Source organism: Actinoalloteichus sp. GBA129-24, from assembly GCF_001941645.1.
GTDB lineage: Bacteria > Actinomycetota > Actinomycetes > Mycobacteriales > Pseudonocardiaceae > Actinoalloteichus_A > Actinoalloteichus_A fjordicus.
The window spans coordinates 6905118-6918617 of the sequence record NZ_CP016077.1 but is presented as its reverse complement, the minus strand read 5'-3'; the positions used below and the strand labels follow the sequence as shown (position 1 = coordinate 6918617).

At 64.9% G+C, this 13500-nt stretch carries 18 protein-coding genes; 11 read left to right on the top strand and 7 right to left on the bottom strand.

Features of this window, described 5'->3' with window-relative positions; all coding sequences use genetic code 11:
* Window positions 1–72 precede the first annotated feature (72 nt).
* From UA75_RS29720 to UA75_RS29705, 4 genes are all read left to right on the top strand, one after another.
* Entirely contained in the window at window positions 73–327 is a 255-nt protein-coding gene (locus UA75_RS29720; RefSeq protein ID WP_157434506.1) for a hypothetical protein, read from the top strand.
* The gene (locus UA75_RS29715) at window positions 320–550 is read left to right on the top strand and encodes a hypothetical protein (RefSeq protein WP_083690939.1); all 231 of its coding nucleotides are present in this window, start codon (window positions 320–322) and stop codon (window positions 548–550) included. Before UA75_RS29720 ends, UA75_RS29715 begins: the two co-directional genes overlap by 8 nt.
* Window positions 550–846: a hypothetical protein gene (locus UA75_RS29710; RefSeq protein ID WP_075743044.1), complete on the top strand. Its 297-nt coding sequence runs from the start codon at window positions 550–552 to the stop codon at window positions 844–846. The genes UA75_RS29715 and UA75_RS29710 overlap by 1 nt, the downstream gene beginning before the upstream one ends.
* 73 nt (window positions 847–919) lie before the next feature.
* Window positions 920–1426: a glycine-rich domain-containing protein gene (locus UA75_RS29705; RefSeq protein WP_075743043.1), complete on the top strand. Its 507-nt coding sequence runs from the start codon at window positions 920–922 to the stop codon at window positions 1424–1426.
* Window positions 1427–1623: 197 nt separating this feature from the next.
* On the opposite strand, the gene UA75_RS29700 is transcribed toward UA75_RS29705, so the two are convergent.
* From UA75_RS29700 to UA75_RS29680, 5 genes are all read right to left on the bottom strand, one after another.
* Window positions 1624–3735, bottom strand: a complete 2112-nt coding sequence (locus tag UA75_RS29700; RefSeq protein WP_404800007.1) for an FtsK/SpoIIIE domain-containing protein — start codon at window positions 3733–3735, stop codon at window positions 1624–1626.
* A gap of 107 nt (window positions 3736–3842) precedes the next feature.
* Complete coding sequence (locus UA75_RS29695; protein WP_075743041.1) at window positions 3843–4721, bottom strand: hypothetical protein; 879 nt, start codon at window positions 4719–4721, stop codon at window positions 3843–3845.
* Window positions 4718–5047, bottom strand: a complete 330-nt coding sequence (locus UA75_RS29690) for a hypothetical protein (RefSeq protein WP_075743040.1) — start codon at window positions 5045–5047, stop codon at window positions 4718–4720. The genes UA75_RS29695 and UA75_RS29690 overlap by 4 nt, the downstream gene beginning before the upstream one ends.
* Window positions 5037–5408: a WhiB family transcriptional regulator gene (locus tag UA75_RS29685; RefSeq protein WP_318533278.1), complete on the bottom strand. Its 372-nt coding sequence runs from the start codon at window positions 5406–5408 to the stop codon at window positions 5037–5039. The genes UA75_RS29690 and UA75_RS29685 overlap by 11 nt, the downstream gene beginning before the upstream one ends.
* Window positions 5405–5719, bottom strand: a complete 315-nt coding sequence (locus UA75_RS29680) for a helix-turn-helix domain-containing protein (RefSeq protein ID WP_318533277.1) — start codon at window positions 5717–5719, stop codon at window positions 5405–5407. The genes UA75_RS29685 and UA75_RS29680 overlap by 4 nt, the downstream gene beginning before the upstream one ends.
* A 135-nt stretch (window positions 5720–5854) precedes the next feature.
* On the opposite strand from UA75_RS29680, the gene UA75_RS29675 reads away from it, so the two are divergent.
* Complete coding sequence (locus UA75_RS29675) at window positions 5855–6250, top strand: helix-turn-helix domain-containing protein (RefSeq protein WP_075743038.1); 396 nt, start codon at window positions 5855–5857, stop codon at window positions 6248–6250.
* A gap of 238 nt (window positions 6251–6488) precedes the next feature.
* A complete protein-coding gene (locus tag UA75_RS29670) occupies window positions 6489–7571 on the top strand; it encodes a tetratricopeptide repeat protein (protein ID WP_232237540.1) in 1083 nt (360 codons plus the stop codon).
* Here the strand turns inward: UA75_RS29670 and UA75_RS29665 are convergent.
* Complete coding sequence (locus UA75_RS29665) at window positions 7539–8114, bottom strand: NUDIX hydrolase (protein WP_232237539.1); 576 nt, start codon at window positions 8112–8114, stop codon at window positions 7539–7541. The two genes, UA75_RS29670 and UA75_RS29665, sit on opposite strands and share 33 nt — an antisense overlap.
* Before the next feature lie 403 nt (window positions 8115–8517).
* Here UA75_RS29665 and UA75_RS33575 point away from each other — a divergent pair, with 403 nt between their 5' ends.
* The 3 genes from UA75_RS33575 (at window position 8518) to UA75_RS29660 (ending at window position 10979) form a co-directional block, all read left to right on the top strand.
* On the top strand, window positions 8518–9327 hold the full coding sequence (locus tag UA75_RS33575) for a hypothetical protein (protein ID WP_157434504.1): 810 nt from the start codon (window positions 8518–8520) through the stop codon (window positions 9325–9327).
* 69 nt (window positions 9328–9396) lie between these two features.
* Window positions 9397–10068, top strand: coding sequence for a hypothetical protein (locus UA75_RS33570; RefSeq protein ID WP_157434503.1), 672 nt, complete (start codon window positions 9397–9399; stop codon window positions 10066–10068).
* Window positions 10065–10979, top strand: coding sequence for a hypothetical protein (locus UA75_RS29660; protein WP_075743035.1), 915 nt, complete (start codon window positions 10065–10067; stop codon window positions 10977–10979). The genes UA75_RS33570 and UA75_RS29660 overlap by 4 nt, the downstream gene beginning before the upstream one ends.
* Before the next feature lie 521 nt (window positions 10980–11500).
* Here UA75_RS29660 and UA75_RS29655 read toward each other — a convergent pair.
* The gene (locus UA75_RS29655) at window positions 11501–12100 is read right to left on the bottom strand and encodes a DUF998 domain-containing protein (RefSeq protein WP_075743034.1); all 600 of its coding nucleotides are present in this window, start codon (window positions 12098–12100) and stop codon (window positions 11501–11503) included.
* Window positions 12101–12324: 224 nt separating this feature from the next.
* Between UA75_RS29655 and UA75_RS29650 the strand changes: the two genes are divergently transcribed.
* Together UA75_RS29650 and UA75_RS29645 are read left to right on the top strand one after the other, a co-directional pair.
* Entirely contained in the window at window positions 12325–12882 is a 558-nt protein-coding gene (locus UA75_RS29650) for a 2'-5' RNA ligase family protein (protein ID WP_075744362.1), read from the top strand.
* 135 nt (window positions 12883–13017) lie between these two features.
* Complete coding sequence (locus UA75_RS29645) at window positions 13018–13500, top strand: hypothetical protein (RefSeq protein WP_075743033.1); 483 nt, start codon at window positions 13018–13020, stop codon at window positions 13498–13500.

Genomic DNA, 13500 nt, shown 5'->3' with positions numbered 1-13500 from the left:
TTGTCGAAACAGAGAACCGGTCGGTTGTGGACGACGTGGCTGACGTCGACCGAACACGGCGTGGATCACGCGGTGACCGATGAGAGCGCGCAGGCAGGCCGCGCGTCCGGTGAGTACGTCGCGGTCTGCGGCGCGACGGTGCTTTCCGCGCCGTTGACCTGTGAGCCGTTGCCGCCGTGTCGGCAGTGCGCGGCCACGGTGCGAGCGGGTCACCCGTCGCGGCAGGCCGCCGAGCGAGCCCCGCGCGGCCCGGTCCGGCGCGGGTCGTGGCTGCTGTCCCGGCTGCTGCGGTGCGTCGGTGTGCCGGGTGGTGCCGAACGTGGCTGATCTCGTGACTGTGATCGTGCGGTTCCTACCGGGTGTCGTCGGTGAGACGTGGCGCACGAGTCACCTGGTGCCGGTCGACATCGAGGTGGGCATCCCCGAGACGGTGTCGACGTACTGCGGGGTGCGGATCGCGCGGGGAACGGCCGAGGTGTTGGAGGCCTACGCCGGAATGCCCTGTGAGCTGTGCCTGCTGAAGCAGCCGCGATCCGGGGCGGGTGCGTGATGGGGACCGGGGTGCCCGTGCCGCGCGACGGCCGAGACGAGCCGATGGGCCGACACCGGCACGACATCGGGCAGCCGGGGCGCCATCACGGCAGGCAGGCGGACGCCGTCCCGGTGCGGGACCTGTTGGCGCGTGCCATCCGATCCGGCGATGCCCTGGGGCTCGCGTGGAAGGACGTCGACCTTGACGCCGGGACCGGCATGGTCCGGCCGTACGTGCAATCCCAGTTTCCGACCGCCGTGCTGCCCGCCGTCACAGCGTGGCCCGACGACGTCGACACCGGCCCTGCCCGTTGACGTCCCGCCGAGTGTCCGCGTCCCGACGACGTGACGCGGTCGTCATCACCCACCATCGAACGAAAGGAAGCTCATGACCACTTCGACGATGCCCTTCGCTCCGTCACATCCGCCGCTGCCGGATGTGGTGATCGACGAAGAGTTGCGGTTGCGGCTGATCGGCCGCGTGTTGAAGGATGCCGAGTTCCGCGAGCGGTTCGGCACGGCCGATGACGCCGAGCAGCGATCGTGGGCGGAGCGGATCGTGACGGGAACCGTGACCTTCCTGCGGCTCTGCGCGGCTACCAGCCCTGGGAAGGGCTACAGCCCGTCGCCGCTGGTCGACATCGGTTGGCACTGCTTCATCCTCTACACCCGCGAGTACGCCGCGTTCTGTCGGCAGATCGCGGGTCGGGTCATCCATCACTCGCCGCACGACCGTCCGGGCGTCGATTACGGCACGGGCGACGGGACGAGGGACACCGTCGCGGCGTTGGCGGCACATGATCTGCCGATCGACTCGGCATTGTGGGCCGGTATCGGGGTCTGTGATGAGGAGATCAGGGACCACACCAAGGATGACGAGGAAGACGGGTCCTGACTGAGTCACTTGCCGCAGGCTCAGCCTTGAGTCGGTGACAATCTGCCCTTATGGCCGAGGAATAGTGACGGGTGACGGGTTCTCCCGTCACCCGTCACACCCGTCACGGCGGTCTGTTCGTGCAGCTAGCGCCCGGTCTTCGCCCCGTCACCACCGCTGTGACGGCGTGACGGGTCGCAGCGCTGCGCTGTGACGGGTCACGACTCATCCTCGATCACCTCGGCATCCCACACCGCCGAGTCGCGAGCCGCCTCGACTGCCGCCGCGATGTCCGCGAGGAGATACCCGCGTACCTGCCGGACCCCCTCGGCGGTCGCCACCCGTTCGCGGGTCGGTCGGCAGCCCAGTTCCCGCATCCGCGTACCGAACGCGGTCGGCTCGACTCCCAGTGCCGCCGTGAGTTCGGCGGTCGGCACGAACTCCCGTTGTCTCGTGTCGAGATCGTCCGCGAGGTAGGCCGCCACCGACGCCAACGGTTCCGGTGTCTCCGCCTGCTGGACCCGCTCGGCTTCGGCCCGTGCCATCCGGCTGCCGACCGCCCGTGCGGCGGCGGAGCGATCGACACTCGGCCCGGTGTCGCGTCCCGCCGCGTGACCGGTCAGTGTTCCGGCTGCCTCGCGGAGCGTCCGCCCGTGCCGACAGACGGCCTGCCAGTCCTCGTTCGGCATGTAGTAGGTCCGCACGGTCACGGCAAGAGCGTCCACACCGGCCTGTGTCTCACCGTCCGGTCGCAGGATGCCGACTCCCTTGTGGGAGGACAGCAGGCGGCTGCTGTCGTACCCGCGCGTGTTCATCTGCTCGCCTAAGACGATGTTGCTGTCCCGCCAGTCCATCACCCGCAGCGCGAACCGAGAGCCCAACACGGCCCGCAGACCGGAGGGGATCGTCTTCGTATCCGGCCGCTGGGTGGCGAGGATGAGAACGATGCCCGCCGCCGGTCCTTTCTTGGCAAGCCAGGTGAGTAGCTCCCCCACGTACTCGCCCGCAGTGAGGGTCCTGCCCGCCACGTCCACCGGCTCCCGATGTTCGAGCGGCACCTGCACTTCATCGACGATCACGGCCGTGATCGACATGTTCAGCGAGGGATCGCGGGACATCTCCGGAGTCACTTTCGACTCCGGACACGTCGCGTCGTCGAGGTCCCGCATCCGTCGATAGCGGCCCTGAACCTCGGCGACCAGCTCGGCAAGCCAGTCGATCAGCGCCACCACGTCGTCGGCATCGTCGCCGGACATGAAACGGTGGGCGACCTTCGCGGCGGCCTCCCAGTCCTTGCCCGCCTTGAAATCGGCCACGTACAGCCGGGTGTGTGGATCGAGGAGGAGACCGGCCGCCGCGAGCCGAGCGGCGAAGGTCTTGCCCTGCCGAGGAATCGCACCCATGAGTACCGACGTCCACACCAACGGCAGATCGATCCGCCGCCCGCGCGCGTCCCGGCCGAAGGGCACCGGCCGCCACGCATCCCAGCGCGACACGGTCAACAGCGGCGTCCGTACCGGTGGTGCGGCGTAGGGGTCGTCATCGGCGACCCACATCGCCACCCGACCGGCGTGGCCGCCGCTGCCGCGCACCCGTTCGACGACTAGTTGGATCTCGTCGACGGCCAGCGCGGAGGCCAACGCCTCCCGGTTCTTGATCACGTCGGCGGCCTTGCGGGTCGCGGGCAGGTCCACGGTGACCGCCCATCCGTCGCCCTGCCGGACGGCTCGTTCGACGAGTCGCAAGGTCTCGTCCTTGCCGATCAGCTTCGCGTCGCGGAAGGCGTCCACCAGGACTTGCGGGTCCATCGTCCACGTCAGCGTGCGCGGACCGGCCAACGTTGGTCTTCGCCCTGGGCTGCCGTCCTTGCGCCTGCCCAGCACCGCGAGTGCCACCGACACGAGGCCGCCCGCGATCCAGAAGGCACCCGGCCCCCAGACTAGACCGATCACCAGACCGGCCGCCGCCACCAGGACGGCGGCAACGCCGGTGACCTTCCATCGGAACAGGGTCAGCTCGCGGATCTCACGGAACTTGTCGGCCAGCTTCTCGGCCTGCTCGGCGGCCTCCCGGTAGTCCCGCACCCGAACCCATGACCGCCACCACCGCACAGCGGCGACCAGGCCGCGCACGACGGCACGCAGGTAGACCAGCGGCGAGCGCAGCAGCCGCACTATCGCGTCCTTGATCGCCTGGCCGAACTGGGCTCGATCCTTCAGCACCGCGGGGATTCGTGGGGAGCGCGTCCACCAGGCCCACACGCGCCGTGCCCAGCGGAACCGACTCGGCGGAGCGTCGGCCGTCGGTTCGTCGTCCACCGGGGCGTTCACCAGATCGGCTGGTGAACGGTGCGCGAGCGAGGCACCGGCCTCGGCCGTCTCGCCGTTCACGGGCTCCTCCCCGGATTCCGGGATTGGTCTGACGTCCTGCTCGGCGCTCATGACGGGTCACCCCCCGGTGTGTCGGTGGTGGTGTGCTCGGCGAGTTCGGCCGTCAGCGCGGCGGCCAGTCGCGAGGAGAGGCCCCGCGAGCAGCCGGTGGCCCCACGGACCCAGGCCGGACTGATCTGGACGTCGGGCGACCAGGCGTGCCGAGCACGGGCGAGGTAGTCCGCGAACGACGTCCGGCCGCCGTCGCGCCGCTGCCGTCTCGCTGATGACCGCTGGTCAGGTTCGTGAACGGCCGTCCGTTCAGCTGTTCGCGGGTTCACGGCGGCCGGTTCCGGTGCGTGGCGGGCAGCGTCGCCGACCGCCACGTTCACCGCTTCGGTGAGCTTGTCCCGCAGATCGGTGACCGCCTCGGCGGCCACGAACACCACGAGCGGCGGCACGGAGTGCAGCACCACGCCGGACACCGATCCCGCCGCGAACGACTCCCAGGTGTTCATGACGTAGGTGGCCGCGAGGGTGAACCACTTCGCCCGCCGCACCCACGGCCCGGTGCGGACGCGGTATCGGGCGGTCACCTGCTCGGCGCGCAGGATCGCGATCAACACCAGCGAGACCATCGGATCGAGCAGCCACGCCGCGAGCCACGGCAACGACCACGGCTCGGTTCCTGCCGCCGCGAAGTGCTGAACGTTGGTCATCGTGAACGCCAAGCCGAGCACGATCCCCGCCCAGCACAGCCGGTCCACCTGGGCTCGGACCCGCTCGACGCGCAAGGCGACGACATCCGGATGGGTCTGGTAGGCCCGGACCTCCCGCGCCTGTTCCGCGTCGCGGGCAAGCCGCTCGACTCGGCCGCCGTCCGTCCCGCCGCCGGGGGCGGGTGGCCGCCCGACGGCGGCCACCCTTTCCCATCCTCGCCCGGTCATCGCCGATCACCTCGGCGACGCTGGACGTCCGACGTGGTGACGGTCAGCGCCCGTGTCACCGTGTACGCGGCGAACAACGCGGGCAGGCCGAGCACCACGAGCAGGACCGGAGTACTCGCCCGGTAGGTGATCACGATCCACTGAACACCGACGATGACACCAGACATCGCCACCACCCGGCCCATGAGAGACAGCAGCCGACTTCCGCCGCGTGCCTTGTCCGCCGCCGCCCGCGCCCGCCGGGCACCCGCCCGCCAGACCAGGCCGAGCGTGAGAGCCACGCCGAGACCGGCGAGGAGATGCGTCGCGGTCAGATCAAGTTCCATCGTTCCCACCCCCGCGCCGTTCGTCGTTCTCCCGACGGGCCAGCCAGACGGGGAAGAGCGCGCGCCGGTCCTCATCGGTCAGCGCTCCCCACACACCGACCGTGGACGCGCCCGCCGTGCGCAACTCCGCTTCCAAACACGCCCGCTGCACCGGGCATCCCGCGCAGATCGACGCGGCCAACTCCCGATCGGTCGATGCCGTTCCGATCCACTCCGGACCGTCGCCCTCGGCCGCCATCGCCATGCAGACGCCATCGCGGGTGACCACCCGCCACAACACCTCATCGGGTACGCCCGCGTACCGGTCCAGCTCCGCCGCCATGACCTCGAAGCGCTCTTCGTTGCCCTCGAACCCGGTCACCACGCACCACCCCCGGCACGCTCGAAGTCCCGCGCCATCCGCCGCTGTGCGGCGAACTCCGCGACGTCCACCACCGAGCCCGACTCGGCCGCCCGCTCCGCCAACTCGGCCACCGCACGGGCCGGAATCACGTAGCGGGTCCGTACTCGCACCGCCGGAAAGGCGTCCTGCCGGATGGCGCGGTAGAGGGTGGCCGAATCGACGCGCAGAAGCCGAGCGGCTTCCGGCACGGTGTAGAAGGTCGGACGCTCGATTTCCTTGCGCTGAGTACTCGTGTCCGCACTCATCGCGAGATTGATAGGTCTGGTCATTGCTCGTTCACCTCGCCCATAAACGCTGAGATCAGCTTTGATTCACTGCGAATTACCGCTGATTCGCACTTTCTCCGCGTGTGCTGTTCCGCTTGGCCGCTAACGTCAGCGCTGAGGCGGAGCACGGAGGCGAACGTGAACGAGGACTGGACGGCAGTCGCCGAGGCGGTCAACGCTCGGGCGCGTGAGCTGTCCATGCGACAGAAGGAGATCGCGGACGCTTCCGGCGTCTCGCTGGCGATCGTGCGCGAGATTCAGCAGGCCCGAATTCAGCGGCGCCGCAATCCGCGCACCCTCGAAGCGCTCTCGCTCGCGCTCGGCTGGCACCCGCAGCACTTGACAGCCGTATTGCAGGGCCAGACTCCGCCGAGTTCGAATCCCGCTGCGAACCCGGTCGAAGATCCGATGATTCCGCTGTTGAACACGATCATTCGGGAGCTTCGCGGGCTTCGTGCGCAGGTAGGGACGCTGACCAGCCGACTCAACGAGGTAGAGAGGTCGGGAGGTGAGAAGCCGCCGAGAAAGAGCTAGCGAATTCTCAAGCTGTCCGGTCTTCGGTGCGTTTCGCATGGCACTAGAAGACCGCTCGGACAGGGTGATTCGTAATTGTCGGCGGTTAACCGGTGGGAGTTAAGTCGAGTTAACTTCGCAGCTCAGCGGGGTTGGGAGCGCCGAGGAATCGATGGCAGGACAGCGCGGGAAGCCACCAGCGACACGGCTCGCTGCCGTGCGTCGCGAGCAAGGTCGCACACAGGACAATGTCATCCGCATGATGCTCGGCCGCGCCCTCCGCCTGAACATCCCCGTAGCGTCGGAGAACGCATTGAAAGTGATGCTCTCCCGGTGGGAGAACGGGCGCGACGAGGTCAGCAGCCCCGACTACCAACGCCTGTTCCGCGAGGTCTACGGCCGGACTAACGAGGAACTCGGGTTCCCGCCGATGCCGGTGAACGAGGGAACCGAGGAACTACGGGATCGACTGCTGATCGCCCGGAATCTCGACACGGGCACCCTCGATCTGTTCCAACGCCAGATCAACGACCTACGCAGCTCGGATCTGAAATTCGGCGCCGTCGCGGTACTCGATCAGCTCAACAACCACATCGCGCAGATCGAGAACCTTCGCGACTTCACCGTGAGCACCACGCATCGACGACGGCTGTCCGCCCTCATCACCGACGCGCGCACCCTCGCGGGCTGGACAGCCCTGGACCGGGGCTCGGCCTTGCAGGCATGGCGCTACCACGAAGATGCGAAGGTCTCCGCCCGCGAGGCCGAGGCACCGCACCTGCTGGCACACGCCGCAGCGCAACAGGCCGTGATCCTCATCGACCTCGGCGAGACAGCCGCCGCCGTCGAGCTACTGGAGTTCGCCCGCGACGTCGCAGGCAACCGGGTTCCGCCGCTGCTGGCCGCGTGGCTCGCCGCCGCCCACGGCGAGGGACTGGCATCCGTCGGACGCCACGACGATGCCCTTCGTGCCTTCGACCAGGCCGCCGCGACGCTCCCCGACGACCCTGCCGACCCCTCGTTGCCCTTCCTACTGCTGGACGCCGGAAACCTCGCCCGCTGGCGCGGCAGCGCACTCCTACGACTCGGCAACCGCGAGGCGATCGAGCACCTGGAAGACGCCGTGCGCGAGCTGACCGCGTCACCCCGAGCGGCCGTGCGCGGCCAGACCGGGATGTACGTCGATCTCGCCTATGCTCACGCCGCCGCAGGCGACCGCGAGGCAGCCTTGAACTACGCCCGGCAGGCGAAGCGCCTCGCCGCACAGATCGGCTCCGACCGCCAACGCCAACGACTGGCCGCGCTAGAGCTACCGGGAACCGGCAGCACCGGAGTTGCGTGACGCGAGGTAGTACATGAGCGGCACGATCGCCCCAGCCCCCAACACCTCACCCCGCCCGACCAGCTCCACCATCCGCGTGATCGGTATCCACTCCAGCCGCGCGGCCTCCTCGGCGTCGGTCGGCTCGCCCACCTTCTCGACGTCCCGGATCACGAAGACGTCCACCGGTGAATCCACCATCCCCGGCAGCGGCTGAAACGAGATCAAGTGCTCCGGCTCCCCCACCGGCCGATACCCCGTCTCCTCCTCCACCTCCCGAGCCGCCGTCGTGGCCAACTCCTCTCCCTCCTCGACGAGACCACCGATCAGCTCATAGCCCCACTGATCGATCGCGAACCGATACCGCCACAGCGTCAACACCTCCTCACGCTCGTTGATCACGAGCGCGATCACCACGTGGTCCAGCTTCACCACGTGGTGTTCGAACCGGCGGCCGTCCGGCGGCTCCACGTCCACCAGCTTGAGCTTCACCCACCGGTTGTCGTAGACGGTGCGCTCACCGTGGGTCTTCCAGCTGAGCTTCGCGTCCGAAAACTTGTCCACCTGCATACTCTACTTAACCAGGTACACGACCGGTGGAGGACGACATGATGGAGTGGCATTACGTATGAACTTTTCGAAGGCAGTGTTGTCGATGGCTAATTTCTAGTCTTACGAGTCAGGTATGCGCTAGCATGTGAGTGTGGACGATCGAGAAGAAGAAAGCGTTTGGGGGCACTTTTCACCCCATATAAAGGACGTTTTTGAGTCGACGCTGAGGATTGGTGATCTGTCTGCTGAAGCGCTTGCTATGTACGCTAGGTGGTGGCAGTTCGAGCGATGGCTTAGGTCGATCACTTATGTGGAACTCCGGTCTAGGTCTGGGATTGATTGGGCACAACCATTAACCGAGGGTGAATTCGGGCGAGCCGGTTATCTTCGAGGTAAGGACAGTAGTGTCGAGTACATGGCTTCACCGGACTGGAATGACCCTCTCTGTTATCTAGATGCAAGTAAGCTTCTCGATCTTCTCGAAGAAAATTGGGAAGTATTTGAGCCGGTCATCATGGATCGAGGCGCATGGACAGGACGCAGGTCAGAGCTTCTCGCGATGCGTAATCGTATAGGGCACTTGCGACGTCCACACAAAGATGATATCCGGCGAATGGAGCAGGTCCTCCGGGATCTCGAAGTTGGAGCCGTCAGGGCAGTTGCAGCGTATAACCGAAATCTCGACATTTCTAAGGTAAATCGAAAAGATCCGGTTGTGGAGGCTTTCAGTAAGGACACGCTGCCTGAATGGAAGGGGATTCTAGCGCATCTGGAGCGAAAATACGATGCTTACGTACGTCTAAGCTACACGCGGCGCCCTTGGGTAAAATTACACGAGGACAAAGAGTGTCTTACCGGAAGAAGCGGTTTCTTCTGGAAGCTGACGATTCACCGTGCCTCGCGTCGGTACTGTCCTATGACTATTTGGAGGGAGTGCAGTTCTCTCACTCGCCAAGTGGTCGTACATCTCCTCTCGTCGGACCCTGGGAATATTTCTTTCACTTTTGCAACAGTAGACAGCTTCGAGCTGGTTGGCATCGGAATTGCGGATGCTGCAATGAGCGCGTTAAACTACAGTAAACCTGAAAACTTCTTAACCACGAATGAAGGTTCGATCAGTCAGTATTCTAACTCCGACCGCGAAACTGACCCACGCTTACAAATCGGAAGCCCCTGGTCTCTCTTTGACGAGAGCATGGTGCCTGTGTCCATGTTCGGTGCTTAACGTAAGTCTCGGGTGTGAGGAATTCCAGTTGGGAATATTGAACAGGACGAGCATGGAGAGGGGCTTAGGTTGAGCGAGGTCAGGCTTGCTAATTTGGCCGAGTTCGCGCGCCGTGAGGGCTGGGCTACAGGAGTCATGCCATTGCCGATCCTTCGGCTTGAGGCGAGCAAACTCGGTTGGACGCCAGTTCCGACTCGTAAGGGTGAGGAACCGGTTGTAGAGCTACGCCCGAAGACGTCAGATGAGGCCAGCCCAAGATCTTTAAGCGCCATTCATGGCCTGAATGCTCAGCCTCTTCATACCGATGGTGCGCATTTTCTCGACCCGCCGGATTTCGTAGTCTTGCATGCTGAGGATCCGAATGATGTCGCGACTCTCTTATGGAGTCCTTTAAATAAGAAGACAAATTCAAAGTATCCAGTAATTCCTGCGCCGGAGTATCTTCAGGGTGGTATGTTTGTTGTGGGGGGCGGCGCCGAAAAATTCTTGGCCTCTGCGGGCGCTGCGGGCGTCAGGTACCGCTATGACCCTGGCTGCATGATTCCGTGTGACGAACGCGCTCGGAAGGTTGTGCGTTACTTCGAAGAGGTTGCAAAAGACGCGTACATTCACGAATGGACGAAACCACAACAGTTTCTTCTCATTAGTAATCGAACAGCGCTGCATGCTCGCGCGGATGCAAATAACAGCAGCGATCGTATAATAACTCGTATTGCATACCAGGCGGAGATTTCACGGTGAATGAGGCTTACGACTCCGGTGCATTGTGGCAGAAGTCTCGGCTTTTCCTGAACCATGCTATGGACGTCGAAGAGTTTAGAACCTTCGATGAGAGAGCGTTATGGGCATCACTCGCGCTTGAACTGTTAGCCAAGGCAGCACTTGCGCGAGTGTCGCCTCTGCTAGTTGCGGCGCCGAACGAAGAAGGGTCTAATCTACTCGTGGCGGCAGGGCTGACACAAGGCAAGGGTGGATTTAATTCGGTGACGGCCTCAACGCTGTTCACGCGGTGCGCGAAGGCATTTAGGCCTTTCGATGTAGCTGAAGCAAAGGGAATATCGAGAGCGCGGAATGATTATCTACACGGGGGAGCGGCAGTTTTCAGTACGATTCCCGAAGAGGCTTGGTGGCCCAGGTACTGGGCTCAAGCTGCAATACTTATAAACGCGCAAGACAGGGATATCGATGAGTTGGTTGGCCCGGATCGGGTCGCAATAGTAGAAGATTATCTAGCCCGGAACAAGAGAAACATTGAACACCGCGTGGAGATGTTGATCGCGCGCGCCGCGCAGCGATTGAAGCAGTATCGTGATGGTGTTTTACCAGCTAAACTATTTTCTGAATGGAACAAAACATTCGACCACGGAGTAAGTCTTTCATACTCTGCGATCGAGAAATGCCCTGCTTGTGGTGAAGAGGGCGAGGTCGAAGGGGACATCGTCGAGTCGTCCGACGTGCAGTATGCGCAGGTCAATGACGATGAATGGGATGTTTGGGCAAATACTACTGTCCTGTCAGATCTATTTAGTTGCTCGACGTGCAAACTTGTACTCGATGGCTCCGACCTTCTCGCGGTCGCAGGTATATCGATGGAGTTTGTTGTGGTTGAAGATGTAGGGGATATGATCGAGCCTGAGTACGGAAACGATTGAAGTTTGCCGTAGGCGCAGCGTTCTAGCGTGAAGATGATGTTGGGCGGGAGGCGCATCGGAGGAGTTTGCTGTCCAACTTCTTGGCCAATAACTACCGTCCAACCCGGCCCCCAGGGCCTCCCCCGCCAACCTTTAGCCACCCATAGCCCCAGGTAGCCGTACTCCGACTGGGTGAACTTTGGACTTTTAATCAGTAGGTTCCGGGTTCGAGCCCCGGGCGGCCCACCATCCATAGCAGGTCAGACGCCATCTGACGCCGCGTCCCCGGTGGACTCCTCGGGGCCTGGTGGACGTTTACTGGTCGGAAACGCGGCAGGCAACGCCGCTTCGAGGATCTCGGCCGTTCGTCGGTCTGTGAGACCACGTCCGAGGTACACGTCTTGGGTCATGCCCCCTGTTTCTCGCGCGGTCTCGGACTCGCTGACCGAGTTCACCCGGGGCATCGCCGTCCCCTTCGCGGGATCGTGCCGACGGTCCGCGTCGACACTCGCGCACCGAACGCAGCTCGGTGCGCAGCGGGATCAGGGCAGGAGCGTGGCACAGAACACCGCGAACCAGGCCCAGCCGACGATGATCATGACCCGCTGAATGAGGCCGGTCCGAGGGGCGTCGTTCTCCCATGCCTGCCCGAACGAGGCGGACAGCGCGACGAGCGCCGCAGTGGTGGCTCCGGAGTAGACGGTCAGGAGCAGCTCGTCAGACTGCAGCGTCGCGATGAGCGCGGTGATCGGCAGCGAGACGAACACCGCGGCGCCTGCCCAGTCATGCCATTGGTGAGTCCTGCTCGTGGTCGACGGCGTGTCGTCCGGGGTTCCCGGCGGATAGCCGCGCATCGGATCCATCGGGAAGACGCCGGAGGCGACCAGCGACAGCCCGAACACCCCGGCCGCCGCCGCGAGCAACGGGTTGTCGGTCGCCAGCAGGATGCCGACGGCGGCGGCGGCGAGGAGAAGGCCGCACACGATGAAGTTCGCGGCCTGCACCCATCCCCTCGAGCCGAGCGCCAACGCACTGACCGGATGACGGACGGGGTGGTAACCCGGCCTGGTCAAGCCGTCAATCAGGAAGGTGACGACGAACAGCGAACTGCCGATGACACCACAGAGCAGGAGCACGGCCATGGCGGAACAGTAATGCCTCATCCGTTCGAGTGGATCTGTGGTTGTCCGGTTTGTCGGTCGACGGCAGTCAGGAAGCGGAGTCCGGCCGGGCCGGTGCGTCGACGCCTCCCCCGAACGTGCGAGTCCCGCGATGCGGTCGGCGTCCAAGCCGACGACCGATGACGGCCCCGATTCGGCACGCGGGCGATGTGCCCGGCCCGGCCGGGCTTGAGATCATCATCGGCATGACCGAAATCCCCGATGAGCCGCTGCCCGTGCTGACCAGGAGCGCGCTGATCGTTCCGGTTCCTTCGGCCGAGCCGGTGGTCGGCCGCCATCGACGGATCATGGACCGATCCGCCGTCGGAGGCGTTCCGGCCCACGTCACCGTGCTCTATCCGTTCCTGCCGCCTGCGGAGATCGATGACGCCGTCGTCGAGGCCGTGGCCGAGGTCCTTCGCGAGGTTCCGGCCTTCGACTGCACGTTCTCCGAGGTCGCCTGGTTCGGTGAGCACCTCGTCTGGCTGCGTCCCGATCCCGACCATCGGTTTCGGGCGCTCACGAACGCGGTCTGGGAACGGTTCCCCCTGCATCGTCCCTATGCGGGGGTCCATGACCCGGTCCCGCATCTCACCGTGGGGGACGCCCAGCTTGCGGACCTGCCGACGCTGCAGCGGGTCGCCGAGGAGATCGCGACCGAACTGCCTATCACGGCACACGTCGACGAGGTGCGGCTGATGGCGGGCGCCTACGAGCCCGACTCCTGGCGTTCTCTCGCGGTGTTCCCACTGGTCGCGCTGTAGAAGTCCGGTCCAGCCGAGGCCGAACGCGTGGCCGGGGTCGTCGATCCGTCTGCGCCGCGATGCGATGCCGCCGCACATTTTGCTTGACGAAGTGTGTCAAGTGCTTTACGTTCATCGTGAAGTAAGGGGGCGTGAATGACCGCGTATTCGACCGCCGAGCATGTTGCGCTGGCCGAGGATCTCCGACGACTGGTCGCGAGCCGGGTGCTCGACTCGGTGGAGATCCTGCTGCCGGTCGAGCCCGCCCACTCGGCGCTGCGAGATCGGCTGCGCATCGACGCCGAGGTGTGGGCGGCCCAGCTGCTGGGGCCGGATGATCGACTGGCTCGCGAGGTGTCGGCTCGGCTGATCGCCGCGCTGTATCCGGGCGACACGGTGTTCGATCCGCCTGCGGACTGGTGGCAGACGCCGTTGGGGCGGATCACCGCTCGGCGGGCGGGACATCCGACCGAGGAGAGCGTGTCGTTCGCCTTGGCGGGAGCCATGCTCGGCATCACTCGCCAGGGAGTCCACGATCTCGTCCGGCGCGGAAAGCTGGCCGGGCACTCGGCGGGCGGCGTCGTCGCCGATTCGATCCGCGACCGGCTCACCCGGCTGCACGCCCCCTCTGCCGACTGA